This window comes from Saezia sanguinis (assembly GCF_963921665.1).
Classification (GTDB): domain Bacteria; phylum Pseudomonadota; class Gammaproteobacteria; order Burkholderiales; family Burkholderiaceae_C; genus Saezia; species Saezia sanguinis.
On sequence record NZ_CAWUGC010000012.1, the window covers coordinates 123,642 to 147,418 of the forward strand.

The 23,777-nt window shown below is 50.3% G+C and carries 24 protein-coding genes; 8 read left to right on the plus strand and 16 right to left on the minus strand.

Annotated features, from left to right (window positions below; all coding sequences use genetic code 11):
• Nucleotides 1-26: 26 nt before the first annotated feature.
• Nucleotides 27-494 carry a GyrI-like domain-containing protein gene (locus tag AACY98_RS07350; RefSeq protein WP_339803476.1) on the minus strand — a complete coding sequence of 156 codons (468 nt, stop codon included), beginning with the start codon at nt 492-494 and terminating at the stop codon, nt 27-29.
• 189 nt (nt 495-683) lie between these two features.
• On the opposite strand from AACY98_RS07350, the gene AACY98_RS07355 reads away from it, so the two are divergent.
• The 3 genes from AACY98_RS07355 (at nt 684) to AACY98_RS07365 (ending at nt 4,136) form a co-directional block, all read left to right on the plus strand.
• Entirely contained in the window at nt 684-1,322 is a 639-nt protein-coding gene (locus tag AACY98_RS07355) for a phosphatidylserine decarboxylase (protein ID WP_339803479.1), read from the plus strand.
• A gap of 10 nt (nt 1,323-1,332) precedes the next feature.
• Nucleotides 1,333-2,169, plus strand: coding sequence for a CDP-diacylglycerol--serine O-phosphatidyltransferase (pssA, locus tag AACY98_RS07360; RefSeq protein ID WP_204250792.1), 837 nt, complete (start codon nt 1,333-1,335; stop codon nt 2,167-2,169).
• Nucleotides 2,170-2,588: 419 nt separating this feature from the next.
• On the plus strand, nt 2,589-4,136 hold the full coding sequence (locus tag AACY98_RS07365) for a 2-isopropylmalate synthase (RefSeq protein WP_339803957.1): 1,548 nt from the start codon (nt 2,589-2,591) through the stop codon (nt 4,134-4,136).
• 129 nt (nt 4,137-4,265) lie between these two features.
• Here AACY98_RS07365 and AACY98_RS07370 read toward each other — a convergent pair whose 3' ends face one another.
• The 6 genes from AACY98_RS07370 to AACY98_RS07395 form a co-directional block, all read right to left on the minus strand.
• Nucleotides 4,266-5,738, minus strand: coding sequence for a hypothetical protein (locus AACY98_RS07370; protein WP_339803482.1), 1,473 nt, complete (start codon nt 5,736-5,738; stop codon nt 4,266-4,268).
• A 46-nt stretch (nt 5,739-5,784) separates the two neighbouring features.
• Nucleotides 5,785-7,353: an SLC13 family permease gene (locus AACY98_RS07375; protein WP_339803485.1), complete on the minus strand. Its 1,569-nt coding sequence runs from the start codon at nt 7,351-7,353 to the stop codon at nt 5,785-5,787.
• Nucleotides 7,354-7,450: 97 nt separating this feature from the next.
• Nucleotides 7,451-8,083, minus strand: coding sequence for a hypothetical protein (locus AACY98_RS07380; protein ID WP_339803488.1), 633 nt, complete (start codon nt 8,081-8,083; stop codon nt 7,451-7,453).
• 15 nt (nt 8,084-8,098) lie between these two features.
• Nucleotides 8,099-8,569, minus strand: coding sequence for a CYTH domain-containing protein (locus AACY98_RS07385; protein ID WP_339803491.1), 471 nt, complete (start codon nt 8,567-8,569; stop codon nt 8,099-8,101).
• A 239-nt stretch (nt 8,570-8,808) separates the two neighbouring features.
• Nucleotides 8,809-9,792, minus strand: a complete 984-nt coding sequence (locus AACY98_RS07390) for a LysR family transcriptional regulator (RefSeq protein WP_339803494.1) — start codon at nt 9,790-9,792, stop codon at nt 8,809-8,811.
• A 120-nt stretch (nt 9,793-9,912) separates the two neighbouring features.
• Complete coding sequence (locus AACY98_RS07395) at nt 9,913-10,452, minus strand: SOS response-associated peptidase family protein (RefSeq protein ID WP_339803496.1); 540 nt, start codon at nt 10,450-10,452, stop codon at nt 9,913-9,915.
• A gap of 360 nt (nt 10,453-10,812) precedes the next feature.
• Between AACY98_RS07395 and AACY98_RS07400 the strand changes: the two genes are divergently transcribed.
• Nucleotides 10,813-11,328 (plus strand): DUF1697 domain-containing protein, encoded by a 516-nt coding sequence (locus AACY98_RS07400; RefSeq protein WP_339803498.1) that lies wholly within the window; start codon nt 10,813-10,815, stop codon nt 11,326-11,328.
• A gap of 22 nt (nt 11,329-11,350) precedes the next feature.
• Here the strand turns inward: AACY98_RS07400 and AACY98_RS07405 are convergent, their stop codons facing one another.
• Entirely contained in the window at nt 11,351-12,256 is a 906-nt protein-coding gene (locus AACY98_RS07405; RefSeq protein ID WP_339803501.1) for a LysR family transcriptional regulator, read from the minus strand.
• A 188-nt stretch (nt 12,257-12,444) separates the two neighbouring features.
• Between AACY98_RS07405 and AACY98_RS07410 the strand changes: the two genes are divergently transcribed.
• Nucleotides 12,445-13,164 carry a pirin family protein gene (locus tag AACY98_RS07410; RefSeq protein WP_339803504.1) on the plus strand — a complete coding sequence of 240 codons (720 nt, stop codon included), beginning with the start codon at nt 12,445-12,447 and terminating at the stop codon, nt 13,162-13,164.
• 100 nt (nt 13,165-13,264) lie between these two features.
• On the opposite strand, the gene AACY98_RS07415 is transcribed toward AACY98_RS07410, so the two are convergent.
• Entirely contained in the window at nt 13,265-13,726 is a 462-nt protein-coding gene (locus AACY98_RS07415) for a hypothetical protein (protein ID WP_126977223.1), read from the minus strand.
• A gap of 429 nt (nt 13,727-14,155) precedes the next feature.
• Here AACY98_RS07415 and AACY98_RS07420 point away from each other — a divergent pair, with 429 nt between their 5' ends.
• Complete coding sequence (locus AACY98_RS07420) at nt 14,156-14,566, plus strand: secondary thiamine-phosphate synthase enzyme YjbQ (RefSeq protein ID WP_339803507.1); 411 nt, start codon at nt 14,156-14,158, stop codon at nt 14,564-14,566.
• A 92-nt stretch (nt 14,567-14,658) separates the two neighbouring features.
• On the opposite strand, the gene AACY98_RS07425 is transcribed toward AACY98_RS07420, so the two are convergent.
• The 3 genes from AACY98_RS07425 to AACY98_RS15035 all read right to left on the minus strand — a co-directional run bounded on the left by AACY98_RS07425 (nt 14,659) and on the right by AACY98_RS15035 (nt 16,032).
• Entirely contained in the window at nt 14,659-15,000 is a 342-nt protein-coding gene (locus AACY98_RS07425) for a hypothetical protein (RefSeq protein WP_339803510.1), read from the minus strand.
• A gap of 208 nt (nt 15,001-15,208) precedes the next feature.
• Entirely contained in the window at nt 15,209-15,940 is a 732-nt protein-coding gene (locus AACY98_RS07430) for a CatB-related O-acetyltransferase (protein WP_339803513.1), read from the minus strand.
• On the minus strand, nt 15,874-16,032 hold the full coding sequence (locus AACY98_RS15035; protein WP_369126754.1) for a FaeA/PapI family transcriptional regulator: 159 nt from the start codon (nt 16,030-16,032) through the stop codon (nt 15,874-15,876). The genes AACY98_RS07430 and AACY98_RS15035 overlap by 67 nt, the downstream gene beginning before the upstream one ends.
• Nucleotides 16,033-16,431: 399 nt before the next feature.
• On the opposite strand from AACY98_RS15035, the gene AACY98_RS07435 reads away from it, so the two are divergent.
• Nucleotides 16,432-16,632, plus strand: a complete 201-nt coding sequence (locus AACY98_RS07435; RefSeq protein WP_126977231.1) for a hypothetical protein — start codon at nt 16,432-16,434, stop codon at nt 16,630-16,632.
• Nucleotides 16,633-17,228: 596 nt separating this feature from the next.
• Here the strand turns inward: AACY98_RS07435 and AACY98_RS07440 are convergent.
• The gene (locus tag AACY98_RS07440) at nt 17,229-17,855 is read right to left on the minus strand and encodes a hypothetical protein (RefSeq protein ID WP_339803515.1); all 627 of its coding nucleotides are present in this window, start codon (nt 17,853-17,855) and stop codon (nt 17,229-17,231) included.
• Nucleotides 17,856-18,330: 475 nt separating this feature from the next.
• On the opposite strand from AACY98_RS07440, the gene ligA reads away from it, so the two are divergent.
• Complete coding sequence (gene ligA / locus AACY98_RS07445) at nt 18,331-20,481, plus strand: NAD-dependent DNA ligase LigA (protein WP_339803518.1); 2,151 nt, start codon at nt 18,331-18,333, stop codon at nt 20,479-20,481.
• Between the two features lie 24 nt (nt 20,482-20,505).
• On the opposite strand, the gene AACY98_RS07450 is transcribed toward ligA, so the two are convergent.
• The 3 genes from AACY98_RS07450 to AACY98_RS07460 all read right to left on the minus strand — a co-directional run bounded on the left by AACY98_RS07450 (nt 20,506) and on the right by AACY98_RS07460 (nt 23,749).
• Nucleotides 20,506-22,053 (minus strand): NAD(P)H-hydrate dehydratase, encoded by a 1,548-nt coding sequence (locus AACY98_RS07450; RefSeq protein WP_339803521.1) that lies wholly within the window; start codon nt 22,051-22,053, stop codon nt 20,506-20,508.
• 59 nt (nt 22,054-22,112) lie between these two features.
• On the minus strand, nt 22,113-23,057 hold the full coding sequence (locus tag AACY98_RS07455) for a CysB family HTH-type transcriptional regulator (RefSeq protein ID WP_339803524.1): 945 nt from the start codon (nt 23,055-23,057) through the stop codon (nt 22,113-22,115).
• A 170-nt stretch (nt 23,058-23,227) separates the two neighbouring features.
• Complete coding sequence (locus tag AACY98_RS07460; protein WP_339803527.1) at nt 23,228-23,749, minus strand: hypothetical protein; 522 nt, start codon at nt 23,747-23,749, stop codon at nt 23,228-23,230.
• Nucleotides 23,750-23,777 lie beyond the last annotated feature (28 nt).

Consider the following 23,777-nt stretch of genomic DNA (forward strand, 5'->3'; position numbering starts at 1 on the left):
GGGGCACCATAGATAAGTGAATGGCGTCATTTTTTCTGAACCGGGAAAACGATTCTGGTCAGAAACTGTTCTTCGGGAAAGCCCGGGCCGTTGTAGTAATACTCATAAGCGGGCCCGGCAATTGCATAGCCGTTATCCTCAATCCACTGCATCATTTCCTTATACACAGGCTCTACCTGTTGATAAGGGCCCAGATACATGCAAAAGGCAATTTTGCCAGCAGGGATGCTGCCGGCTTGAATGGTTTCATGTGCAGGCAGGACTTTCGCTACAGGAAAGCCGATTTCGACCTGGAGGTTCTGCATGTCCATATTGTGGTAGGCCGCAAAGGGGATATCGGTCATCCAGACATCGTGTTTTTTCAAATAGGCGGCAATGGCGCCATAACTCTGTCCGATAAGCTGCGGCAGGTCTTGTACCCGCGTGGTGGTTTTGATGACAGCCGTGGCTTGTTCGGGCACTTCAATAATGGCAATGTCTGAGATTCTGGGCATATGTCACCATGAGTTCAAAAGGGGTGTGAAAAGCTTTTACTGAATCATGCTGTAATTGACATGTTAAATCAAGGGAAATCTGGTAATACTACGGACATCCCTGACAGGGTTAGCTGTTTAGATGCATAATCAGAAACTTGCATATCAGGTTTGCCTGGTTATAACTTCAACGCCTTATTTTTATTGCTTATGAATTATCCTCATCCTCTGATTGCTAAAGAGGGTTGGCCTTTTATAGCGCTGACCTTTTTTCTGGCTGTTTTTGCTTCCTTTTTTCTGCCTGGCTGGATCGCTTTTTTAGTCTGGGTGCTGCTGGTATTTGTGGTGCAGTTTTTCCGCGACCCACCCAGACCGGTTCCGGTGCAGGAGGAGGCTATCCTGGCGCCTGCCGATGGGCGCATTGTGAAAGTAGAGCAGGTGCTGGATCCGCATACCCAGCGTGATGCGTTATTGATCAGCGTGTTCATGAATGTTTTTAATGTGCACTCCAACCGTGCCTCGGTCAACGGAACCGTGGAAAGCGTGCAGTATTTTCCGGGCTCATTTATCAATGCAGACCTGGATAAGGCATCTACGCAAAATGAGCGCAATGCGGTGGTGATCAAGGCGTCCAATGGTCAGACAGTGACCCAGGTGCAGGTTGCCGGCTTGGTGGCGCGCCGTATTCTGTGTTATGTGAAGCCTGGGGATACGCTGGAAAAAGGCGATCGCTACGGTTTTATTCGCTTTGGTTCACGGGTGGACGTGTACCTGCCGCCGGATGTCACACCTTGTGTGGCTCCTGGTGACAAGGTGTATGCAACCAGTACCATTTTGGCGACTTTTTAATGCTTGATGGATGATGAGACACACTTCAGATCAGGAACAGCCTGCGACCATGAGCCGCCGTGAGCAGTTGAGGAAAAAGGGGATTTATTTATTTCCCAACCTGTTTACGCTGGCGGCTTTGTTTGGTGGTTTTTACGCCATTGTGATGGCGATGAACAGGCAGTACGATTCTGCAGCCGTCGGTATTTTCTGTGCCATGATTCTGGACGGCTTTGATGGCCGTGTCGCCCGCATGACAGGGACTGCCAGCGAATTCGGGGAGCAGTTTGATTCCTTATCTGATATGGTGTCGTTTGGTGCTGCTCCTGCACTGGTGATGTATGAATGGGCCTTGCGCGATTTGGGTAAACTGGGCTGGATTGCTGCATTTGTGTTCTGCGCCTGTGGCGCCTTGCGTCTTGCGCGTTTTAACGCCAATATCGGAGTGGTGGATAAACGGTTTTTCCAGGGACTGCCCAGCCCGGCCGCCGCTGCCATTGTGGCCGGTTTTGTCTGGATGATGACCAACATGGAGTTCAATGGCCGTCAACTGAGCTGGCTGGCGTTTGTGCTGACGCTGTTTGCAGGCCTGACCATGGTGTCTAACATACCGTTTTACAGTTTCAAGGTCATTAATCTGCGCAAATCGGTTCCGTTTATTGTGCTGGTGGTGATTGCGCTGGCACTGGCATTGATTGCCTATAAACCGGCGCATGTGCTTTTCTTTGTATTCATGTGTTATGGCGTATCGGGCTATGTTGTCTATTTTTGGCAACGCTGCCATGGTAAAAAAGTTAGCCTGCTGAAAAAAGATGCAGGCTCTAAACAGAACGAAGACGCTGATTCTGAAAAAAACTTGCACGATTAGCCGATTCTGTGTAATATGAGCGCCATGTATCCAAATTTCTCTATTTCTTTGCTAGCGCTACTACTATGTACCATACGGGTGCAGGGAGTAGCTATGCGCACAAGCTGATTTAGTTGATCTTCCAAAAGCGGCCCGTATGCAACCAGCATCGGGCCGTTTTCTTTGGTGGTGCTGGTTTGTACAAGTTTTAAATTGATTTGTTACGCAAGAAACCAGCACAATGAAACCACATACGTTTAATTGTTTTCAAAGGACACTATCGCACACTTTCGCTCCGGGAAAGTGGGAGGCGTGTCCGATGGTCAATGCGCAACATCATGATGTTTTTTTAACAGATGCGACAGATGAACAGTCTGAAACGCAGTTGGCAGTTCAGTAACCCACTGACATGAATAACTGGAAATAAAAGGAGTTCCATGATGGCTGAGCAATTGATTATTTTTGATACCACCTTGCGCGATGGTGAACAATCTCCCGGCGCCTCCATGACCCGGGAGGAGAAAATGCGCATTGCCCGCCAGCTGGAACGCATGAAGGTGGATGTGATTGAGGCCGGATTTGCCGCTTCTTCCAATGGTGATTTTGAATGCGTGCGTGATATTGCCAATGCCATCAAGGACAGCACGGTATGTTCACTGGCACGCGCGCATGAATATGATATCAACCGTGCCGCCGAGGCGTTAAAAGGGGCGGCTTCTGCCCGTATTCATACGTTCATTGCCACCAGCCCTTTGCACATGGAGAAAAAACTGCGCATGACGCCCGATGAGGTGTTTGAGCAGGCCTGCAAATCGGTTCGCCAGGCGCGCAATCTGGTGGCGGATGTGGAGTTTTCTACCGAAGATGGTTTCCGCTCGGAGGCAGATTTTTTATGCCGGATTATTGAAGCGGTAATTAAGGAAGGGGCCACAACCATCAACGTGCCTGACACGGTGGGTTATGGTATTCCGGAGTTGTATGGCGACTTCATCCGCACGTTGCGTGAGCGGGTGCCGAATTCTGACAAAGCCATCTGGTCGGTGCATTGCCACAATGACCTGGGGATGGCGGTGGCCAACTCACTGGCTGGTGTGAAGGTTGGCGGGGCGCGCCAGGTGGAGTGTACCATCAACGGTTTGGGTGAGCGTGCCGGCAACTGTTCGCTGGAAGAGGTGGTGATGGCGGTGAAAACCCGGCGCGATTATTTTGATTTGGATGTGCGTATTGATACCACGCAGATTGTTCCTGCATCGAAACTGGTGGCACAAACAACCGGCTTTATCGTACAGCCCAACAAGGCGGTGGTGGGTGCCAATGCCTTTGCGCACGCTTCAGGCATTCACCAGGATGGCGTGCTCAAAGCGCGCGATACCTATGAAATCATGCGTGCTGAGGATGTGGGCTGGAGTGCCAACAAACTGGTGCTTGGCAAGTTATCTGGCCGCAGTGCATTCAAGCAGCGTTTGAGCGATTTGGGAATTTTGCCTGATGCGGATGATGAGTTGAACATTGCATTTGCCAAGTTCAAGGAGCTTGCCGATCGCAAGACGGAAATATTTGATGAAGACCTGATTGCGCTGGTCAATGTCAATACAACGGCCGATGCGCAGCCTGCACATTACAAGCTGATCAAGCTTTCCCAGCATTCGGCGATTGGAGAGCAGCCGCACGCGGAGGTTACCATCATTCAGGATGGTGAAGAAAAACGGGCATCTGCCTATGGTAACGGCCCGGTGGATGCCTGCCTGAAGGCGATTGAATCTGTGGTGGGCAGCGGCGCAGAAATGGTGCTGTATTCGGTGAATGCGATTACCGGCAGCACCGAGGCACAAGGTGAGGTGACTGTTCGGCTGCAACATTCTGGTCGCATTGTGAATGGTGTGGGTGCAGATCCGGATATTCTGGTGGCTTCGGCCCAGGCTTATCTGGCGGCGCTGGATAAACTGCATGTGGCGCAGCCTGCGCGTATTCCTGCGCAGGGCGAGTAACGGGGTTAAGAATTGATGGAGGTAGGAAGAATGAACCGGCATGACTTGAATCGATCGTCTTTTGCCGGTTGGAAGAGCATTCAAGGGGCTACGAGCTTACGGGTTGAATGCTGATGCAGCGAGGCTGGCTCACAAGGCGGATAGCGCATCTTCTTCTTCACTGTCCTTTTCAATGGAACTCAGAGGCTGGATAACTTCCAGCCTTTTTATGCCTTCGGCGTTAATGACCAGGCGTGCAAGCTCACTGGTGGTCTGGTTGCCAAAAATCACACGGCGAATCACGTATATATGGTAAATGCGTTCGCCCAGGGTGGTGTGGTCTTCCTCTTCAAGTAACGGCAGCTCTTCAAACACGTTATCAATGTATTTCAGAAAATCCGTGATGTTAAAGCGCGTGATATCAATGATGGAATACTGTGTTTGTTCGAACAGTTGCGGATGGTTGTGCAGCAGCACTTCTTTTTTATACAGCAGTATATCTTCGGCGCGCTGGTCGTTAAGCAGCTTGATCCAGTGCGATTGCTGCCGCATTTTGCGGACATCTTCGGGCAGAAATGCGTCTTTGATAAAGCGGAACGTTTCCTTGCAGATACCTACTGCGGTTTTGTCATCTTTATAGATCAGCAGGCGCCGGTCGGGAATCCATTTCTGGAACATGCGAAACAGTTGTTCCCGCCCGATTTCTTTGATACGGTCCTTGAATATGTACGCGATGACCATTGCCAGAAAGAGGTTGATGCTCAGCGCTCCATAGCGGCCCTGCCAGAAAAAGGCAATAAAGGTGGCAAAGATCATGGACACGGCAGCGGCAAAGCCATAAATGGAGTGCAGCAAAAGGGGCGCACCATTTTTGCGCCTGATGTCCAAGAACAGGTATCGGCTGACGTATTTTTTGATGATACTCCAGCGGTACAGCACCATTTCATTATCGCAGCCAGGCAGCGGAACACTGTCGGGGTAGTGCGCTTTGCGATACAGCATTTCCTGGCGCCAGAGCTCGTGCGATTGTTCATGCGCGGGGACATCGGGCTGTGTGAACATTTCTCTGAGGTAGTAGGTGGTGATGAAAGAAATGTATTCGTCGCAGTATGCAAATGCATTGGAATTCAGTTTTCTTTCGATGGGAGCGGCCAGCCCGCAGAGGGCCCGGTAATCTTCCAGGCTTTTCTCTACGTCTTTCAATATTGCGTCAACGGTTTCAGGCGTTCTTTTCTGGGTGTTTTTACGCACGGTTTTAACCGCCAGGCGCAGTGAGCGTTTATATGTCAGTGCGTAGCGTTTTAATGTGTTTTCGTAGGTGTCTACAGAAAGTTCTGTTTGTTGTTCAAACTGCTGCAGTTGTTCCTTGAGTTCATCGAGCACGCCCTCTTTGGCGCACAGGCTGCGCAGTTTTTTGGTGGGCGGGCGCAGCCGGACATAATTTTTCAGGCTGCGCTGGAATTCACCTGACGTGTAGGTGTAGTTATTGATTTGCAGGGCCGTGGGCAGGAAAAAATAGGTTTCGACCTGATAGCGGACTTCTTTGGCATCACGGGCAAACGACACTTTCTGTTTAACTTCAAACTGCCGTTTGCCATGAACTTTCAAAGACTCCTTGATCATTGCTTTGGTCCTGTTGTTCAAGATGGAGGCGTGAGCCTCCACCTGTCTACCACAGTTGGCTGTGGAAGCCCATGAGTGGCATTACATAGTGGGTCCACAGTATCAGCACAATCCAGATCAGTACCAACTGAATCATCCCGTACTTGAACGAGTCACCGGTCGAGTACTGGTCGGTCAGGTAGCTGATGTTGGCTGGTTTGGAGTTGAAATACAGCACATACACCTGGTTGATCATGAATGCCATGGGCAGACAGAAGCCCACCAGATCCCAGTTGTATTTCTCGGCAATGGCAATGATGATCGGGAACAGGATAATGGTACGTGCCGTTTTGCTTTCGCTGACCAGTGTGGTGATGGCAAACACACCGCTCAATACCGCAAACACGATCAGTTTGCCTGTACCGGCCGGGTCAATGTTCCAATGGTCAAACGCTTTGTGAACATACAAGCCAACGATATCGGTCTGATCCATCATGCCGCCCAGCACATAAGCCCCAAAGCTGAACATCAACATGTGCCACGGAATATCAGCGTCATTCCATTTCATGACACCAATGGCCGGCAGTCTGGAGAAAGAAGGCATCAGTACCGCACAGGCGCCAGCCAGTGCAACCACTTCAGCTCTCAGCCCGGTCCATTTGCCGGTTGACCACAAGGCCAGTACCGTCAGGAAAACGATGCCGGCTTTGATTTCGCTGATTTTGATCGGGCCCAGTTTTTTGTATTCTTCCCACAGGCGTTCCATACCGCCTTCGAGTTTGGGCTTGCGGTCTTCCTTGGAGATCGGGAATATGAGGCGGGTACCTGTCCACCAGGCAATCAGGCATTGCACGACAGCCAGCGGAAACAGGGCAATGAACCAGTCCTGGTAGGTGACCAGTGCACCGGCTTTTTCCAGCATGGCCGCTGCCAGCAGGTTAGCTGCCGACCCGGTCAGGAAGGCACTGGCTGAAACGTTATTGGCCAGCAGGTTCAGCAGCACCATGTTGCGGCCAACGTTGTTGCGTTGCGCGCCGCCGGTGGCACCGTAAATGGCTGAGATGACCATGAACAAAGGCAGCAGCAGGGCTGTTTTGGCGGATGTGGCACTGATGAAGGCACCAAAAATCAGGTTCAGTGCAACAAAACAGAGAAACAACATGGTCAGATGGTTCTTGGTGCGCAGCACCAGCACCAGCGAAATGCGCTTTGCCAGACCCGTTGTGACCAGGGCACTGGCCAAAATAAAGCTGGCAATGTTGAGAATCATCACCGGCTCGCCCATCATGGCAAATGCGGGGCGCATTTTCATGACGCCTGTGATGATGACCACCACCACGACCAGCAGCGATGTGAGGTAATTGGGGATGGCTTCTGTCAACCAAAGGATCAGCGAGGCCACAAAAATGCCCATTGCACTGTAGCAATGAGCAGCAGGGACTTTGGTCTGTGTTTCAAACAGTTCGATGGTTCCGCACCATTGCAACTCAAAAAACAGGAAAGCCAGTATCGCCAGCGGCACACCAATCAGCTTGAGGTTTTGCATGATGGGGCCGGCTTTGATCTCCTTGAACTTTTCAAGTGAGTAGTTGCGCATGTCCAGCGGATCAAATGCAGCTTTGTCTGTGGTTGACATATCCTTTCTCCTTCTTTCCGGTGCGTGATGAGCAACTTGGGTGGTTCACTGCCCATCACACCCAGATAAAACTTTATTTTCCGATGTGACCAACCTGTTACATCCCGACTACCTGCTTGGCAGCTCTCAAATAATTGGTATTGGGTAAACTGGCAATGCCCAGTGCATCGACCACTTTTTTCATACCGTCATAGTTTTCACTCTCACAACAGGCAGACTCTAGCAATGCACCGTTGAACCACACTTTGGCATATTCGCAAATAATGCCATCGGCCATAAATCCGTAACGCATTTTTTCAACGCTTACGGCACACAGGTCCGGGTGGCGACGCGCCATTTCGATGAACTCGGAGAGTTCATAGCTGTCTTTGTCCAGTTTCAGGTCAACTTTCAAATGGCTGAGAATGGTTTGTAATTCCTCCTTTTTCACCGGGAACTGAAATTTGCCCCGTGGTTGAAAGATCTCGTAGCCTTCAGGGGTTTCACCGACTTTGGTTTTAATATCTAGCAGGCCATCGCGCACCTTGACATTGGCTTCGTTGGTTTGGGTGGATAAAAAATAGGTTTCTGCAGGCATAGCACGTGCAGCATGCAAGACGGCTTTGACATCCCACATTTTCTTTTCTACCGCAGAAATAATGTCTTTTCCAAAGACACGAAACTCTGCTCGTGGCACAATCTTGCTGGCGTCTTCAGCAGAGGTGGCGACATTTTTTGCAAACGTATTCATTGCTTTTTACCTCTCTCATTTTTTCCAGGTGGTGTAAGGGTTGGCAACCAGATTGGAGTTGAAGTACCTCGGGTCCGAAGAAATTTCTTGCCCAACCCAGCCTGGTTTGTTGAAAGCCTGGTCTTCACTCTTGAGCTCAACCTCTGCAACGATCAGCCCTTGGTTCACGCCAAAGAATTCGTCCACTTCCCAGGTGATATCGCCGTCCTTGATTTTGTAACGTGATTTTTCGATGATGGGTTTTTCTGCCAGGTTTTCCAGCATGGCAACACAGTCCGCATGTGGAATTTCATATTCGTATTCCATGCGGGTGACGCCTACGGTAATGCCTTTGATGGTCAAAAAGGCTTTATCGTCAATCGTGCGGATGCGAACAGTTCTTTCTTTGGCGCTGTTCAAATATCCCTGGCGATAATGCGTGCCTTTTGCGAGCTTGCGCCATTCATCGCCAATTACCAGAAACTTTCTTTCAATTTCTTTTGCCATATTAATCACCTATTAAATTAATATAATCGTGTTTATCATGAAAATAACTATTTTCATTATGCAAATAATGTTTTTATCATTTAAATGAATTTTGGCATAAAGGGTGTTTGAATGAAAATCAGCATTTGATATTTCAACCATAAGTCAAGCTTATGGGTGAAAAACTAAGCAGAAGAGGGCAGCACAGCATGCCGGAGACAAGGCGGCACTGCCACATGCCATATGAAACTGAAAGAAAATCAACCGGTTATCGGTTGGATGGTGGCGAGCATCTGGTCAATGTCAGGGTCCTTGAGGTGCGAGCCGGAAACTTCCCTGAGCAGCATGAGAAACTGCAGCGCTGCGATCGAGAGTTTTTTGTTGGTCTGGTACGTCAGGTAGTAATCCGCATTGACCTGAAATTTTTCTACTGAAATGGGAATCAGCATGCCGCTGGCAATTTCGTCTGCAACCGCAAGGTGGGGCAAGGCCGTGGCACCAAAACCGTTGGCAACCAGCCGTTTGGCTGCTTCCAGGCTGCTGATGGTGATCAGAGGGATTGGCTGTTGCCGTCCTTCTGCATGTTTTTTGAACCAGTCTTCAATTTTGACCCGGGTACGGGTTCCTTTTTCACGCATCACAACAAATGAATGCAAAAATTCATCAATGGTCAAGGGTCTGTGCAGGTGCAGCAAGGGAGAGTTGGCGCCGACGACGGCTGAATAGGGCTCCCGGTGCAGGAATACCTGCCGGACATGGGTGGTGTTGGAAACACGGCCGGCCAGCCCGATGTCTGCTTCCTGGTTGGAAACCCAGTCGACAACCTGTTGCGAATTTCCCATTTTGATTTTGAAGCTGACCAGCGGAAAGCGCTTGTTAAAGTAACGCAGAATTTTGGTGAGGTAGTACGTACCCATAACGGCTGTGGCGGCAATGGTCAGCGAACCTGTCTGCAAATGGTTCAGATCCTGAAAAACATGGTCTATTTCGTCAAAAAGGCTGAACAGGCGCTGCGTATAGGTGTAGAGAATCTTGCCTTCGCTGGTCAGGGAGATTTTTTTACGGGAACGGTCAAATAACGAGACCCGCAGTGAATTTTCCAGCCCTTGAATCTGCAGGCTGACTGCCGGTTGGGTTAAAAATAAAATATGCGCCGCCTGGGTAAAACTTCCGCTTCTGGCAACATAGTGAAATGTTTTTAAATGCTCCAGATTCATTCGGCTGACTTTATTTTTAAATTCCATAATTAAAACGATGGTTGATTAAAATAAAATAAAACAGCCGCTGCACAGTTGAAGCGCTATTTTTAATGTTTTTATTATTGCCTTAAATGCCAAACAGATCAAATAAAACCGGATGGAGGGTCAGGGGTTGTTCTTTCTGAATGCCGTATACGGATTGATGTTGTAGAGAGGAGTGTGCTTGTCTCCTGGCGGCGGAAATTCTGTATCTGGGATGCTGGTAGCGGTGTGCCAGATGAAATCCCCCGCTTTTTGATTGGCGTAGAGCAAAATCTCTTTTGTTTTCTCCAGCGTTGTTTGTGGATCAATCCATTCGCGTGCGTGTTCAGGCGTTAACACAATGGGCCAATGGTCATCAAGATCCATGCTGTTTTGCAGGCTGGTTGTAATGAGGAAAAGGTTGCAAGAGTTCGGGGCATCAGAGAAGCTGCCGATGCCGGCCAGAAACATGGGTGTCTTTGTTTGCAGGCATATGTAACGGGGATCATTTTTTTTGCAGTTTCCTGTCCATTTAAACCAGCGGTCAGCGGGCAGGGCGCAGCAGTTTGATCGCATCAGATGGCGGCATGGTTTACGTGTGGAGATAGCACTGATGGGTCTTTGAATCGGGCTGTGTATGCCTGGCATCCAGTTTAGCTTCCATTCCCCAGTACGGCTTTCCATGGTGAATCCTTCTAGCAGGCCCTGGAAAAATGACTATGAATCTGTGGTGGGACATTATGCTGTCCAGCGGGCACGTGTATCACCTTAAAAAAGAATCTGAGGTGATGGGTTTGCATTGTCTTCCCGTTGTGCCATTATGTGTACTTATGCTGTTCATCCACATGTACGAGTTTGTATATCATATCGGGAAAAATAAATCCGTTTATTCTGTATGACTGTTTCTAGGGTGAACGCGGTAGCGTACATGACGATATGACAACCAGTAGGGTTTGCAGACAGTGAAAACGACTGATCAGGGCATACGCTGATGCAACTGCCACAACAAGTGTGGCTGTAGCGCTGTGTGATAGACTTTGATTCATGTATACATTTGTTGCCCTTCTTCGCGCCGTCAATGTCGGAGGCACTGGCAAGTTGCCGATGAATGCCTTGCGTAGCATGTGTGAGCAGGCCGGCTTCACGAATGTGCGCACGTATATCCAATCCGGTAATGTTGTGTTCGATACCGCTTTGCCGGCCAGTGCCGCGAAGCTGGAGCTGGAAGCGCGTTTGAAGGACTACTGTGGCAAGCTTGTGGGTGTGGTCTTGCGCGATGGCGAGCAGATGCGTAATATCTTGGCGCGTAATCCATTTCCCTATGCCCCTCCTGCAAAGGTTGCCGTCCTGTTTCTCGATGAAGCACCTGCGCCGGATATTGTCGCAACAGCGAAGGGGCAGGCAGACGAAGAAGTTGTGCTTGGGGCCATGGAGGTTTTCGTTCACTATCCGTCCGGCATGGGGCGATCAAAACTCAGGTTGTCCGCAGCCTCTGCTGGAACAGCGCGCAACTTGAACACGGTGGCAAAGCTCGCAGCGATGCTATCAGGTACAAACTGACCGGGCGTGTTGCGCTTTGTTGTCAGGCCGTGATGATGGCCTGTGGCAGCCACTGGCGGGCCAGCCGCTGTTGCCACCAGGCCAGTGCGGTGCCATTTTCTCCGGTACGCCAGGCCAGGTAGAACGTTTCATCAGCTTTGGGCTCGGTCACGGTCAGTTCGACCAGTTCTTTATTATGCAGCGCCTCGGCAATGCAGGCTCTGGGGATGAAACCGTGCCCAAGCCCGGCTTTTTGCAGTGCAATTTTGTCGGCAAGGCAACTGACGGTGAGTTGAGGCTGTCCATAATACAGGCCTGTTGTGCGCAAAGGCAGGTGCCGTGCACTGTCACCGATCACAATGGCGGTGTGTTGCATGAGCTGGTTTTTATGCAATGGCTGTTTTTCCTGTATCAGAGGGTGGCCTGGAGCAACACAAAAGGCAAACGATAGCGAGCCGACTGGATGCGTTTTATAGCCTCCGCCAGCCGGACCTTCGCCGGCCGCAATCACAAGATCGGCGCGGCGTTGCATTAAGGCTTCCCAGGTGCCGGTTAATACCTCATGCTGAAAATGAAGCCGGGTACGGTGTGAAGATGCATTGAACGCACGAATATCTTCGGTAAAAGCAGCCAGGGGCAGCAGTTCGTCCAGTGTGATGTACAGTTCAATCTCTTCACCTTGCGCCATTTGGTGCAGGCGCGATTCCAGATCGTTGGCGGCTGCCAGCAGGCATCGGCCTTCGTGCAGCAGTTCTTCTCCGACCGGGGTCAATGTGACACGGGGACCGTTGCGCTCAAAAAACTGAATTCCCATTTGTTCTTCCAGCTTGGTGACCGTGTAGGAGATGGTGGAAGGTACCTTATGCAGTATTTCTGCCGCAGCGGTGAATGAGCCGGCGCGGGCAATGGTATCAATGGTGTGAATGGCGTCAAGCGTTAAACGTGGCATTTGGGGCATCCTATTTTCAATATTTTCGATTATAGCAATGCAAAACACTCGCCATAGGGTCTATTGAAAACGTGAATAATAAGCACATATTAGGTTGATGATGCTTTCGGTTGATTTTCGATATTTTGAAACATATTGAATGCAGCGTCACTGAAGCATGATTTTCCCCAACGAAAGGAGTTACCAAAATGCTTGAACTACGTAAAGCCAATGAGCGAGGAGTAGCCAACCTGAGCTGGCTTTACTCGCAGCATACATTTTCATTCTCTAATTATTACGATCCTAAGCAGGTGGGGTTTTCAGACCTGCTGGTGATCAATGATGACAGGGTGAAAGCCGGGAAGGGTTTTGGCACGCATCCGCACCGGGATATGGAGATTTTCTCTTATGTACTGGAAGGTGCTCTTGAGCATCGGGATTCGATGGGAAATGGTTCTGTCATTAATCCGGGCGATGTTCAGATGATGAGCGCTGGCACCGGTATTTTGCACAGTGAAATGAACCCGCAGCAGGACCAGGATGTCCATTTTCTGCAGATCTGGATTGTGCCTGACCGCAAGGGTGTGACGCCGCGGTATCAGCAGGTGCATTTCAGCGATGAGGAAAAGCGTGGCAAACTGCGTTTGATCATTGCGCCTGATGCTGCAAATGGCGCTCTGTCGGTCTACCAGGATATCCGCGTGTATGCCGGGCTGTTTGATGGTGATGAACAGGCAACACTGAACGTGCCTGAAAACCGTTATGTTTATGTGCATGTCGCCCGTGGTGAGCTGGTGTTAAACGGGCAGCACCTCAAAGAAGGTGATGGCGTGCGCATTCGCAACGAACAGCAACTGGCTTTCAGCCACGGCAACAAGGCAGAAGTGCTGGTATTTGATATGCGCCCCAATGAGCTGCCTGATTTTTAATATTGTCTGCTAGGCTTATTGACCCGTTTTACCCCGTCTGCTGATGTATAGCAGGCGGGGTAATTTTTTTGAGTATTTTCTTTGGGCGTAGCAGTCGGTTTTATGTCTGAAGATGAACAATGGTTTTTTTCTTGTCAGCATGTCCTCTTTCATACCCGATGGTAATAGGGACCTGGGCTGCGTCGCCGGCCTGAATCAGAAATGTCACCAAAACCGGCTCTGCCTGAACAAAAAATGGAACAATGGCAATATCCAGGTCGATTAACGCTGTACCGTCTGTATGAATAGGGGTTGGAACATACATCCCGTCACTGGTGATAGAGCCGTGCTCGGCAATGCCGGAAATTGGATGGCCAGCAGAAGCAATGTTACAAATGCGTATCTGTTCTGTGGAGGGGTAAATAATGAGACTGATGTAAGTCCATCCGTTGGCGTATTTGTTTGTATTTCCCTGGTTGATGTAAGGATGGTTTCTGTTTTCGTCACGCTGGTAAAGCCGGAAAACAAGGTAGGCACATATAACGGTGGAGGCAGCAGTTATGGCGGCAAATACCATATTCATTTCTGAGAGCCTTTCTTTATTGTTTATGTTGGTGTTGTCTCAGACGTAATTACATCATGAAAGTAGGGTTAAGCCAAGCCAGAAAGGGAAATTTGGCGGGCAAAATCCTGCCCGGATGCGTTCAATTACAACACTGTTTCGGGTGCTTGTGCGTACAGATAGTGCAGTAGCTGTTTCAGCCGGGTTTTGCTGTTACTGGAATAAGAGAGCAAAGCTTTGAATTGAAGGCTATTCAAAAGTACTGATGCCTTATACTGATGAGGCAGGTTTGCAGGATGGGACTAGCCCGGGTCTGAGGTATTAGAAAAACGCCTTTTATGCTGTAGCTCAGCTAATATTTCAATGGTGTTTCAGCGAATATTGGCGGCAGGGAGTGATGTAGTGCAGATGAGCGGATGCATCACATCCTGTTTGCAGTGAGGAGTAAAAATGATTCATCAAACAGAGTTTGCCATTCACAGCCCTGGCCAGGGGTTCCATCTGGTGACCAGCGAAGTTTTACGGCATCTGCCATCTTTGCCGCAGGCCGGCTTGCTTAATTTATTTATTCAACATACTTCAGCCGCACTGGCGATCAACGAAAATGCAGACCGTGCTGTACGGGCTGATTTGCAGCAGATTTTTAATTATCTTGTACGTGAAAACGAACCTTACTATACACATACGCTGGAAGGTGCGGACGACATGCCCGCACATGCCAAATCAATTCTGGTGGGGGCTTCATTGAATATTCCTGTTACACATGGCCGTCTGAATATGGGGACATGGCAGGGTATTTATCTTTGTGAGTTCAGGCGCCATGCACAGGTGCGTAACCTGGTTGCCACTGTGATCGGTTAAGCCTGCCGGTTTTTGCTCCGCTGTCTGTGCTGTTGATCATTCGGTCAGCGGATTGGGGGAAGTAAGCTCCGGGGGGAAATGGAGCTTATAAATCACAGTTCAGTGATATTTCCTAAATCGTCCTGACTGCCTTCGTTAGAGATGTTCACATAATTCTCAGCGCCATCAGTTGAAATGAGGTAAACGGAGTTCTCGACATCAAAAGAGAAATTCGAGAGGTTCATGGAAATAGTTGCGATGGCCTGTCCATGCAAAATGGCCTTCACAATCTCATCACGTGAAACAATCATGCCGGGCGGAAGACGTATCAGGTGGTTGGCTTTCAAGACGCCGGTCATGTTTGCATTGACCAGACAGTGGATCACTGCGTAGAGGATCTTTTTCTTGTCGGCCTCATACTTGACGGCTGAAATGTAATAGATTGGATCTTTCATAGAGTTTCCTTTTGGGCTAACTTTTCCTTTAAACGGTGATGCTATTTTAGTCCATCTGGGCAAAGATTCATGTTATGGTGACTTTTGTGCGGCGCGTCTTTAGGATGTATTGGTTGAGGATGCGATCAGGGGTTTGGCGGATGAGCCCGTAGATGTATGAATCAGCCGATGGGTTTAAAAATAAACCGCCTGTTGTGGCGGTTTTCATTCAAAGTGGTTGGCGGCTGGATTTAAGCTCCTTGATTTTTGTGATGGCCTTGTGTATGTCGTCAAAGTCAATTTCACCGGAGGATAAAACTTCAAATGGCAGGTCCCACCATTTCAGAGAGAGTAGCTCTCTGATCGTATCATCATTAAAGCGGCGCTTGATCACTTTGGCAGGTACCCCGCCGACGATGGCATAGGCAGGTACATTTTTGGTGACGATGGCATGTGCGCCTATGATGGCGCCATCTCCAATGGAAACGCCGGGTTTGATCATGGCTCTGGCACCGATCCAGACATCGTTGCCGATGGTGCAGCTTAACCGGGTTTTATATTTGTAGATTTTTTTTCTTGCCGAAACGTTGGGTTCGATTTCATCAATGGTGTATTGGAACGGATGGGTTGACATCCACGTGGTCGGATGTGGTATTGGCCCCAACTGAACAGATGATGCAATGGAGCAATATTTTCCAATCGTTGAGTTTGCGCGAATATAAGTTCCCGGGCGTATATAGGTATAGTCTCCGATTCTGACATTTTTCTCAATGCTGCACCCCTCGGAAATGGATACATTTTTGCCAAGGGCTATTCCTTCAATGTTGGAATAAACAATCTTGAGATTTCTGGCCTCCAGCAATTTAATTTCGGCCTGTAATTTCTGGATGGTTTTTAAAAGCACATCATTGGCAATCTCTTTATTGCCGTTTTCTTTATTTTTTGTTGCATTTCTAAGCATGTTGAATGTCTCCTGGTCTGATAGGCTGTGAGCAGTTTGCCGGTAAAAACCTGAGAAGTCCGCTTTGCAGCATTTTCGGGTTGGCGGGGTATTGCCGCGCGATATTAGCATTTCGCCTCAAAAATGGTGGTGCGATCGTGTGGATAGGCCGGATTGCAAAATGGATTGGTTCCGATTGTGAACCGGCAGCTTTGGGCAGCGTCATTACCCGGTAACTGTTACTGCCGCCTTTCTCCTCTTTTATTTACATATTGCGGCATTTTGGGTCATTTGCATGTTGAAAATGTCCTCAGTCGCAGATAAAGGCAATAAAGTTGTGCTCAGTTCCTCTTTTTTGTCTACCCCATTAATTGAAGGTGATGCGTACTGTGGCGTATAAGAGATAGATTTTTCGAGGCAGAAGTTGGTAAGACCAGAATGCTAGTCAGCTACAAAGACGTTTGTCCCTCATTGTTCATCATCCGCATAGTATAGAGAGGTACGTGGGGCGTATGATGAAACTTGCCAAAAATTTGCTGAGCTATCTTGATAGACACAATCTGACTGTTGATTTGAATGGTTCCAGGGTGATCGTGCTTGATCCGGAAGGAAAGGCCATTTGTACAGGAGCAACGGTGCATACAGCCGTCAGGAAGGCGATGTGGCTGTGTGTGTGCCCTTGTCAGGGATCGAAAGCGAAGCAAAAACTATGACCTAAAGCGTAAAGCCTGTATGAGGGCAAGAACGCTGCTTTGCTATGAAAAAGCGTGATAACCACTCAAAGATAAACCGCCATTGAGGCGGTTTTTTATTGGGCAGTCAAAGTCGCTTTGAGCCTGGAGCGGGAATACCGTCCAGAATTAATCATTGTGATGCATTATTTCATTCTCAGGTGGTAATACCAGATTGTGGTTTATCTATTGGCATGCTGTATTTCACCTAACCTGCTTTACTGTTTAGGATAGGCATATAAAAATAACATAGCAGAGGATCGTTATGGGCATTGCAAATGAGCTGCAAAGTTACCTTGACAGAAACAGGTTAACAGTTGAGCTTAACGGCGTTAAATATGAAGTGATAGATAAGGAGAAAAAAGTTATATGCAGAGGTGTTACGTTTCAGACGGCAGTTAGAAAAGCCATCTGGCTGAGCGCGTGTCCTTGCCAGGAGTCTAAACACAATGGTCACGCGCTATGAGGCGGATAGTGTTGAGCGTAACGCCTGTTTGGTAAAAAACAGTCAGTTCTGAAAGGAAAACCGCTTTGAGGGGCGGTTTTCCTGTTGGTATATTCTCTGTTGTGGCTGCAGGCTATTGCAAATATCGCTCTATCATGAGTCCCGCCAGCAAAATAATGTATAGACATATTGCAAATGACAACACATACGCCCATAGCCAGTTGCGCCACAATTGGTAACGCAAGCCCTGTACATCCCAACGCTTTGCTGTGTAATGCAACAGTGCCGAGACCAGCAGTGCCAGTAAAGCTATCGGTAAACTGCCAATCAATGCCACACACACCAGATACGTACCGGAACGGAGTTGGTAATGGTTGGCCCAATCTATCAGATATTGCTGGGTAGCGTAAGAGCCAAACAACCACAGCAGCAATAGCATTGCTGTTATTTGCAATCCCATTTCCAGCAAACGTTGCGACCACGGCTTGACGATTTTTGGCAAGTGCGCGGTTTGCTGCGACATCCATACGGGGACTTTATTGGGGGGAACGTCTTTGGTGTGCCACTGCCAACGCGCTTGTGCGTATTGCAGCACAGGAAACATCAAGGCGATCAAACTGACCAGTATCAGATTCAAGGTCTGCTCAAAGCTCATGTCCGCATGCAGAATCAGCCAAAAGCTCAGCCCCAGTATGCACGCCACAGCCACCATGACCAGCGCCATGGTTTTGCCTAACATCACCCATTCTTGTTTTTTCATTGTGATTGCTTTTGATGATAAGTAAATTTAACGGCATGGCGCACCCAAGAAACTTGATTTTGTGAATCCAGGGGCTGCTTTCTTATTCGATACCTCAACTTGATGTGCTAGAAGCGGAATCTTGCCAAAAACGACAACTCACACAATTTGGCAAGTTTTTTGTGCAGATGCGTGTCTTTTGGGAGTTTTATTTACACCGTGTTAATATGAGCAGAATCAGATGGGTGTATAGATGATGTAACTTGTTGTTTTTACTGGCAGGGGAGGTCGGATTCGAACCGACGAAAACTGGATTCAGAATCCAGCGGCTTAGGCCTCTCGCACCACTCCCCAGCAGAAGAAATCAAGCGTATATTCTAATCAATCTGCCAGATATAAGCAAGTGCCATGGTATCTTTGAGCTGGTAGGATGCTTTGTCTCAGGGATGTGTCTTTTCCGATATCATGCAACCTGTTTGAATGATGGAATGCAAGAATGCCGGTAGATGAAAAATTGCAGCAACGTGCTGCATGGCTGCGTGAGGTGTTGCAGCAGTATGCGCACCAGTACTATGTGCTGGACGAGCCGACAGTGCCGGACGCAGAGTATGACCGTTTGTTTCAGGAGCTTGAAGCGCTGGAACAGGCGCACCCTGATCTGAGAACAGCAGATTCCCCGACGCAAAGGGTTATTGGCAGAGTGCTGGATGGTTTCGCATCGGTGCGGCATCAGGTGCCGATGCTTTCAATTCATACTGAAACGGATACCACTGCTGAGGGCGCGCGTGCCTTTGACCGGCGTGTGCGTAAGGAGTTGGGGCTGTCTGAGACAGACGCTGCAATTGAATACGAGGCCGAACTGAAGTTCGATGGCTTGGCCATGAGCCTGCGTTATGAACAGGGTGTTCTGGTGCAGGCGGCTACCCGTGGGGATGGGGAAATTGGCGAAGATGTGACGCAGAATATCCGTACCATTCGCCAGATTCCGCTGCGTTTGCAGGGCAATGCGCCGGCAGTGCTCGAAGTGCGCGGTGAAGTCTATATGCGCCATGATGCTTTTGAAAAGCTTAATCACATGCAAAGGCAGCAGGGTGCTAAAACGTTCGTGAATCCGCGCAATGCAGCGGCGGGCACGGTACGCCAGCTTGACCCGCAGATTGTGGCTAAGCGCCCGCTGAGTTTTTTTGCTTATGCCTGGGGTGAGATTGCGGGCTGGGCAGATCAGCCGTCCACACATGACGGTATGCTGAAAGCATTTGCGGCATTTGGTTTACCGGTGGACCCGCACAGAACGGTGGTGCAGGGGCCTGAAGGATTGATTGAATTTCATCAGCGTATTGAGCAGCAGCGTGGTGAGTTGCCATTTGATATTGATGGCGTTGTTTACAAGGTGAATTCACTGGCGTTACAGCAGGAACTGGGATTTCTTTCGCGTGAGCCGCGCTGGGCGGTTGCCCACAAATACCCGCCACAGGAGCAGATGACGGTGGTGCGTGCGATTGATGTGCAGGTTGGCCGTACCGGCAAGCTGACGCCTGTTGCCAAGCTGGAGCCGGTGTTCGTTGGGGGCGTTACGGTGACCAACGCAACCATGCACAACGAGGATGAAGTGCAGCGCAAAGATGTGCATGTGGGAGATACCGTGGTAGTGCGCCGTGCCGGGGATGTGATTCCGGAGGTGGTGAGCGTGGTGCTGGCGCGCCGCCCTGCCGGTATGGATATGACGCCATGGAGCCTGGTGCAGCAACTGGGCGGACGCTGCCCGGTATGCGAGAGCGCGATTGTGCGCGAAGAGGACGAGGTGGACTGGCGCTGTTCCGGCGGGCTGTTCTGTTCGGCGCAGCGGCAGCAGGCCATTCTGCATTTTGCCCAGCGCAAGGCGATGAACATTGACGGGCTGGGTGAAAAACTGGTAGACCAGTTGATTGGTATTTCCTCCAGCGAAGAAGCTGACCGTGCCGAGGATGAAGATACGGCGGCACTGACGGCAGGCGGTGAACAGCATGAACTGAATGTTGGAGAAACGCAGGCTTTGGTGCACACACTGCCGGATCTGTATGCGCTGACGCTGGACCAATTGGCCGGGCTGGATCGCATGGGGCAGCGCAGCGCGCAGAATATTCTGGATGCGCTGGAAAAATCAAAGCAGACCACGTTGCCACGGTTTTTGTTTGCACTGGGCATTCGCCATGTGGGGGAAAGTACGGCAAAGGACCTGGCCAAGCATTTTGGCTCGTTGGAGCGGATCATGGCGGCAACGCAGGAGCAACTGCTGGAGGTGGAGGACGTGGGGCCGGTTGTCGCGCAGAGCCTGCATACATTTTTGTCTCAGTCGCATAACCGTGAGGTGATCAGGCAGTTGCGGGCTGCGGGGATTCACTGGCAGGACCAGGACCCGGCAGCCGACCGCCCAAAGCCTTTAGCCGGTATGACGTTTGTGCTGACCGGGACATTACCTACACTCAGCCGTGAAGAAGCCAAGGAAAAGCTGGAAGCAGCCGGAGCTAAGGTCAGTGGCTCTGTCAGCAAAAAAACCAGTTATGTGGTGGCTGGTGCTGAAGCCGGCTCCAAGCTGGCGAAAGCGCAGGAACTGGGGGTTGCTGTGCTGGATGAGGCCGCGTTGCTAGCACTGCTGGAAAGCAACTGAAGTTTTTTTGGCGTTGGTATAGGCTTAAGCACAGAGCAGCCAGTCAATCAACTGACTGGCTGGCAGCGGCCCGGTGTGTCCGGCCTGTTGCCAGCGGTCAGCAGCGTCACCATGTTGCCATACACCGCAGGCTATGTTGTGTTGGAGTGCTTCATCAGGGAATGCGCTCCACCGTCCGGTGAGCCAACCGGCCAGTACATCGCCGGTACCGGCAGTGGCCAGTGCCGCATTGCCGCTGATATTGATCAGCGGTATTTGTCTGGATGTCGCGATGATGCTGCCGGAACCTTTGAGCACACAGATGCAGTCAAAATGCTGTGCAAGTGTTTTTGCTGTTTTTAAGCGGCTGGTTTGTACCTGGTCTACCGTTATGTTCAGCAACCGGGCCGCTTCCAGCGGGTGCGGGGTGATGACTGTCGTCATCTGCATTGGTGCGCGGGCTTTGAGTAACTGCTGCAATGCAGCGTCAGCCGCAATGGCATTGAGCGCATCGGCATCCAGCAACAGGCGGGGACATTTTCGAAGCAGCTCGGGCAGAACGTGTGCAACCTCCTGCCCGGCACCACAGCCACAGGCAATTGTTAATTTGGAGATATCCAGTTGCTGGATGGCGCGAAACATGAGTTCGGGGTGCAAGGTATCCAGCGCGGTGGCTGCGGGTGATTGTGTGAGCAGGCAGACATAGACACGGCCTGCGCCTGCGCCAATGGCTGCACGGGCGGCGAGAATAGCGGCTCCGGTCATGCTGTCAGCTCCCCCGACAACAGCGACATCGCCAAAGCTGCCTTTATGGGTGTTGTGAGCGCGTGGCGGGTGGGGCAGTACACCTGTCCAGAGCCGGGCTGTCGGTGGAAAGGGAGCACTGAGGGCCATGTCAAGTGTGTCCAGCCAGATTTTGCCACTGTAAGCGCGTCCTTCGCCTGTAAACAGGCCGGGCTTGGCGCATAAGAAGGTCAATGTGGTGTCGGCCTGCACGCAGCAGCCGGCAATGGCGCCGGTGTCTGCAATCAGCCCGGAAGGCAGGTCAACCGCCACAACCGGGGCAGGCAGCCGGTTGATGGCATCAATGATCTGTGCCATTTCCGTGCTGACGGGCCGATCCGGTGTGAGCCCTATGCCCAGCAGCCCATCAATAATGAGCTCAATGGCAGGCAGTGTTACTTCTGAACCCAGGGGGTGCAAGGTCAGCCCGGCCTGCTGCGCTGCGGCAACAGCTTCAGCCGTATCTGAACTCATTTGTGAAGGAGAGCCCAGCCAGGTGACGTGCACCTGCTTGCCGGCCTTGTGCAGCCAGCCAGCGGCAACTATCGCATCTCCACCATTGTTGCCTGCTCCTGCAAGCACCCAGATGTTTTGCGCATGGGGATAGCGTGCCATGATCAGCCGGTACAGCGCATGCCCTGCGCGCTGCATCAGCGATGTTTCGCCGGGCTGCACTGCTGCCAGTGCCTGGGTTTCAACATGACGTGTTGTGGCGGTATCTGCCAGCAGAAAGGGATCATCAAGCAGCAGAAAAGGGTCCTCATGGACGGGCAATGAGGGTGCGGGAGGACACAGGCGTTGCATGCTCATATCGTTGTACTTTAATGATTAACTGCACTCTCAAATTTTCTGCCAGGCATCAGGCCAGATCAAAGGCAGTAGTCTCCTGATGGTGAGCCTTCCAGCGCCTTGATCACCAGATCACGCGGCAGGCGGGGTGAAAGCAGTTCAGCAAAAATGTAGGTGAAGCTGCGCAAGTAGGCCCCCCGTTTAAAGGCTACCCGTGCCAGATTGAAACCAAACAGGTCTCCCACAGGCCGCGTGACAAGACCTTCTGAGCCTGCCTGGTCGATGGCCATTTCGGCAATGATGCCAATGCCCATGCCGAGTTTGACATAGGTTTGAATCACGTCAGAGTCAATGGCTTCCAGCACGATATGGGGTTGCAGGTTGCGCTGTGCAAATGCATGGTCGATACGGCTGCGGCCTGTATAGGACGGGTGATAGGTGATCAGTGGGTAGCTGGCCAGGTCTTCCAGGGTAATCCGGCTCTTTTCTGCCAGCGGGTGGTCTTTGGGCACCACCAGAGAGTGCTGCCATTCATAGCAGGGCAGTGTGATCAGTTCTTCGTAAGTGTCCAGCGACTCTGTGGCCATGCCGATTTCTGCTACTTCATCAATGAGCATTTGCGCAACCTGTGCTGGAGAGCCTTGATGCAGGCTGATATGCACCTTGGGATACGCCTGACGCAAGGCAGAGACCGGTCCGGGCAGGATATAACGCGCCTGTGTATGTGTGGTGGCAATCGACAGGGTGCCGCTGTCCTGTTTGGAAAATTCTTCTCCAATGCGGCGCAGGTTGTTGATCTCGCGCATGATGATTTCAACGCTATCGAGCACATGCTGTCCAGGTTCGGTTACGCGCTTGAGGCGTTTGCCATGGCGGGCAAAAATTTCAATGCCCAGTTCATCTTCAAGCTCGATGATGGCTTTGGAAACCCCTGGCTGCGATGTGTGCAGGGCTTTGGCTGCTTCTGTGAGGTTGAGGTTGCGCCGTGCAGCTTCCTGCACAAAACGCAGTTGATGTAGGTTCATATATCAAATTTAATATTAAAATTTGATTCATTATGCATCAATGGAAAAATATTGTGTCTATTGTGGACAACTTGTTAGAGAAAAGGTTGCTTTCAGGCAACGTGACACATTGAATATGGCCTACTGCTTTATGAGGTCTGGCCTATTGCAATGAAATTACCATGAAGCCGCTATTGCAACCCATCCAGATAAGGGATGCCATACTTTAACAATAATTGCATTTGCTGTTCGAGCACAGCCTGGTAATTGTCATCGCTGTATTGAGCAAAGTCTGGCACAGGTTCATGCAAAATCTGATCGAGGGCTTTGGGATCAGTGATGTCTATGGCCTCATCATGCACTGACGCTTGGCTGAAATGTGTTTCTGGGTTGATTCTGTGCAATCGTAACGTGGCTTCCTCGAATTTGCCTGGGTTTGAAATATCTTCTCTGGTAGAGATGAACGGCCGCACTGGCAACTCTGGGAAGCGTTTCTTTCTTGACCACCCCAGCTCAATACAAAACTGGTCGGTATATTTTGAACTGGGCGAAAAAATGATAAAAAGCGCCATGTGTTCTTTGGGCTTCCACCAGGCTTTTTCGGTGTTGAACAGATAATCGTTTTTTTCAGTGTAAGGCGCGTAATCGGGCAGATGGGTATTCATCAGTTCTGACCAGAAAGCCTTTATTTTTTTCTGTGATCCTTTTGCCATTCATTAGACCTTTTTATCTGCATTGCCT

Bases quoted from the DNA above. Each gene is read 5' to 3' on its own strand.
- AACY98_RS07350 (WP_339803476.1), bottom strand. From the start codon at position 494: ATGCCCAGAATCTCAGACATTGCCATTATTGAAGTGCCCGAACAAGCC.
- AACY98_RS07355 (WP_339803479.1), top strand. From the start codon at position 684: ATGAATTATCCTCATCCTCTGATTGCTAAAGAGGGTTGGCCTTTTATA.
- pssA (WP_204250792.1), top strand. From the start codon at position 1,333: ATGATGAGACACACTTCAGATCAGGAACAGCCTGCGACCATGAGCCGC.
- AACY98_RS07365 (WP_339803957.1), top strand. From the start codon at position 2,589: ATGGCTGAGCAATTGATTATTTTTGATACCACCTTGCGCGATGGTGAA.
- AACY98_RS07370 (WP_339803482.1), bottom strand. From the start codon at position 5,738: ATGATCAAGGAGTCTTTGAAAGTTCATGGCAAACGGCAGTTTGAAGTT.
- AACY98_RS07375 (WP_339803485.1), bottom strand. From the start codon at position 7,353: ATGTCAACCACAGACAAAGCTGCATTTGATCCGCTGGACATGCGCAAC.
- AACY98_RS07380 (WP_339803488.1), bottom strand. From the start codon at position 8,083: ATGAATACGTTTGCAAAAAATGTCGCCACCTCTGCTGAAGACGCCAGC.
- AACY98_RS07385 (WP_339803491.1), bottom strand. From the start codon at position 8,569: ATGGCAAAAGAAATTGAAAGAAAGTTTCTGGTAATTGGCGATGAATGG.
- AACY98_RS07390 (WP_339803494.1), bottom strand. From the start codon at position 9,792: ATGGAATTTAAAAATAAAGTCAGCCGAATGAATCTGGAGCATTTAAAA.
- AACY98_RS07395 (WP_339803496.1), bottom strand. From the start codon at position 10,452: ATGGAAAGCCGTACTGGGGAATGGAAGCTAAACTGGATGCCAGGCATA.
- AACY98_RS07400 (WP_339803498.1), top strand. From the start codon at position 10,813: ATGTATACATTTGTTGCCCTTCTTCGCGCCGTCAATGTCGGAGGCACT.
- AACY98_RS07405 (WP_339803501.1), bottom strand. From the start codon at position 12,256: ATGCCACGTTTAACGCTTGACGCCATTCACACCATTGATACCATTGCC.
- AACY98_RS07410 (WP_339803504.1), top strand. From the start codon at position 12,445: ATGCTTGAACTACGTAAAGCCAATGAGCGAGGAGTAGCCAACCTGAGC.
- AACY98_RS07415 (WP_126977223.1), bottom strand. From the start codon at position 13,726: ATGAATATGGTATTTGCCGCCATAACTGCTGCCTCCACCGTTATATGT.
- AACY98_RS07420 (WP_339803507.1), top strand. From the start codon at position 14,156: ATGATTCATCAAACAGAGTTTGCCATTCACAGCCCTGGCCAGGGGTTC.
- AACY98_RS07425 (WP_339803510.1), bottom strand. From the start codon at position 15,000: ATGAAAGATCCAATCTATTACATTTCAGCCGTCAAGTATGAGGCCGAC.
- AACY98_RS07430 (WP_339803513.1), bottom strand. From the start codon at position 15,940: ATGCTTAGAAATGCAACAAAAAATAAAGAAAACGGCAATAAAGAGATT.
- AACY98_RS07435 (WP_126977231.1), top strand. From the start codon at position 16,432: ATGATGAAACTTGCCAAAAATTTGCTGAGCTATCTTGATAGACACAAT.
- AACY98_RS07440 (WP_339803515.1), bottom strand. From the start codon at position 17,855: ATGAAAAAACAAGAATGGGTGATGTTAGGCAAAACCATGGCGCTGGTC.
- ligA (WP_339803518.1), top strand. From the start codon at position 18,331: ATGCCGGTAGATGAAAAATTGCAGCAACGTGCTGCATGGCTGCGTGAG.
- AACY98_RS07450 (WP_339803521.1), bottom strand. From the start codon at position 22,053: ATGAGCATGCAACGCCTGTGTCCTCCCGCACCCTCATTGCCCGTCCAT.
- AACY98_RS07455 (WP_339803524.1), bottom strand. From the start codon at position 23,057: ATGAACCTACATCAACTGCGTTTTGTGCAGGAAGCTGCACGGCGCAAC.
- AACY98_RS07460 (WP_339803527.1), bottom strand. From the start codon at position 23,749: ATGGCAAAAGGATCACAGAAAAAAATAAAGGCTTTCTGGTCAGAACTG.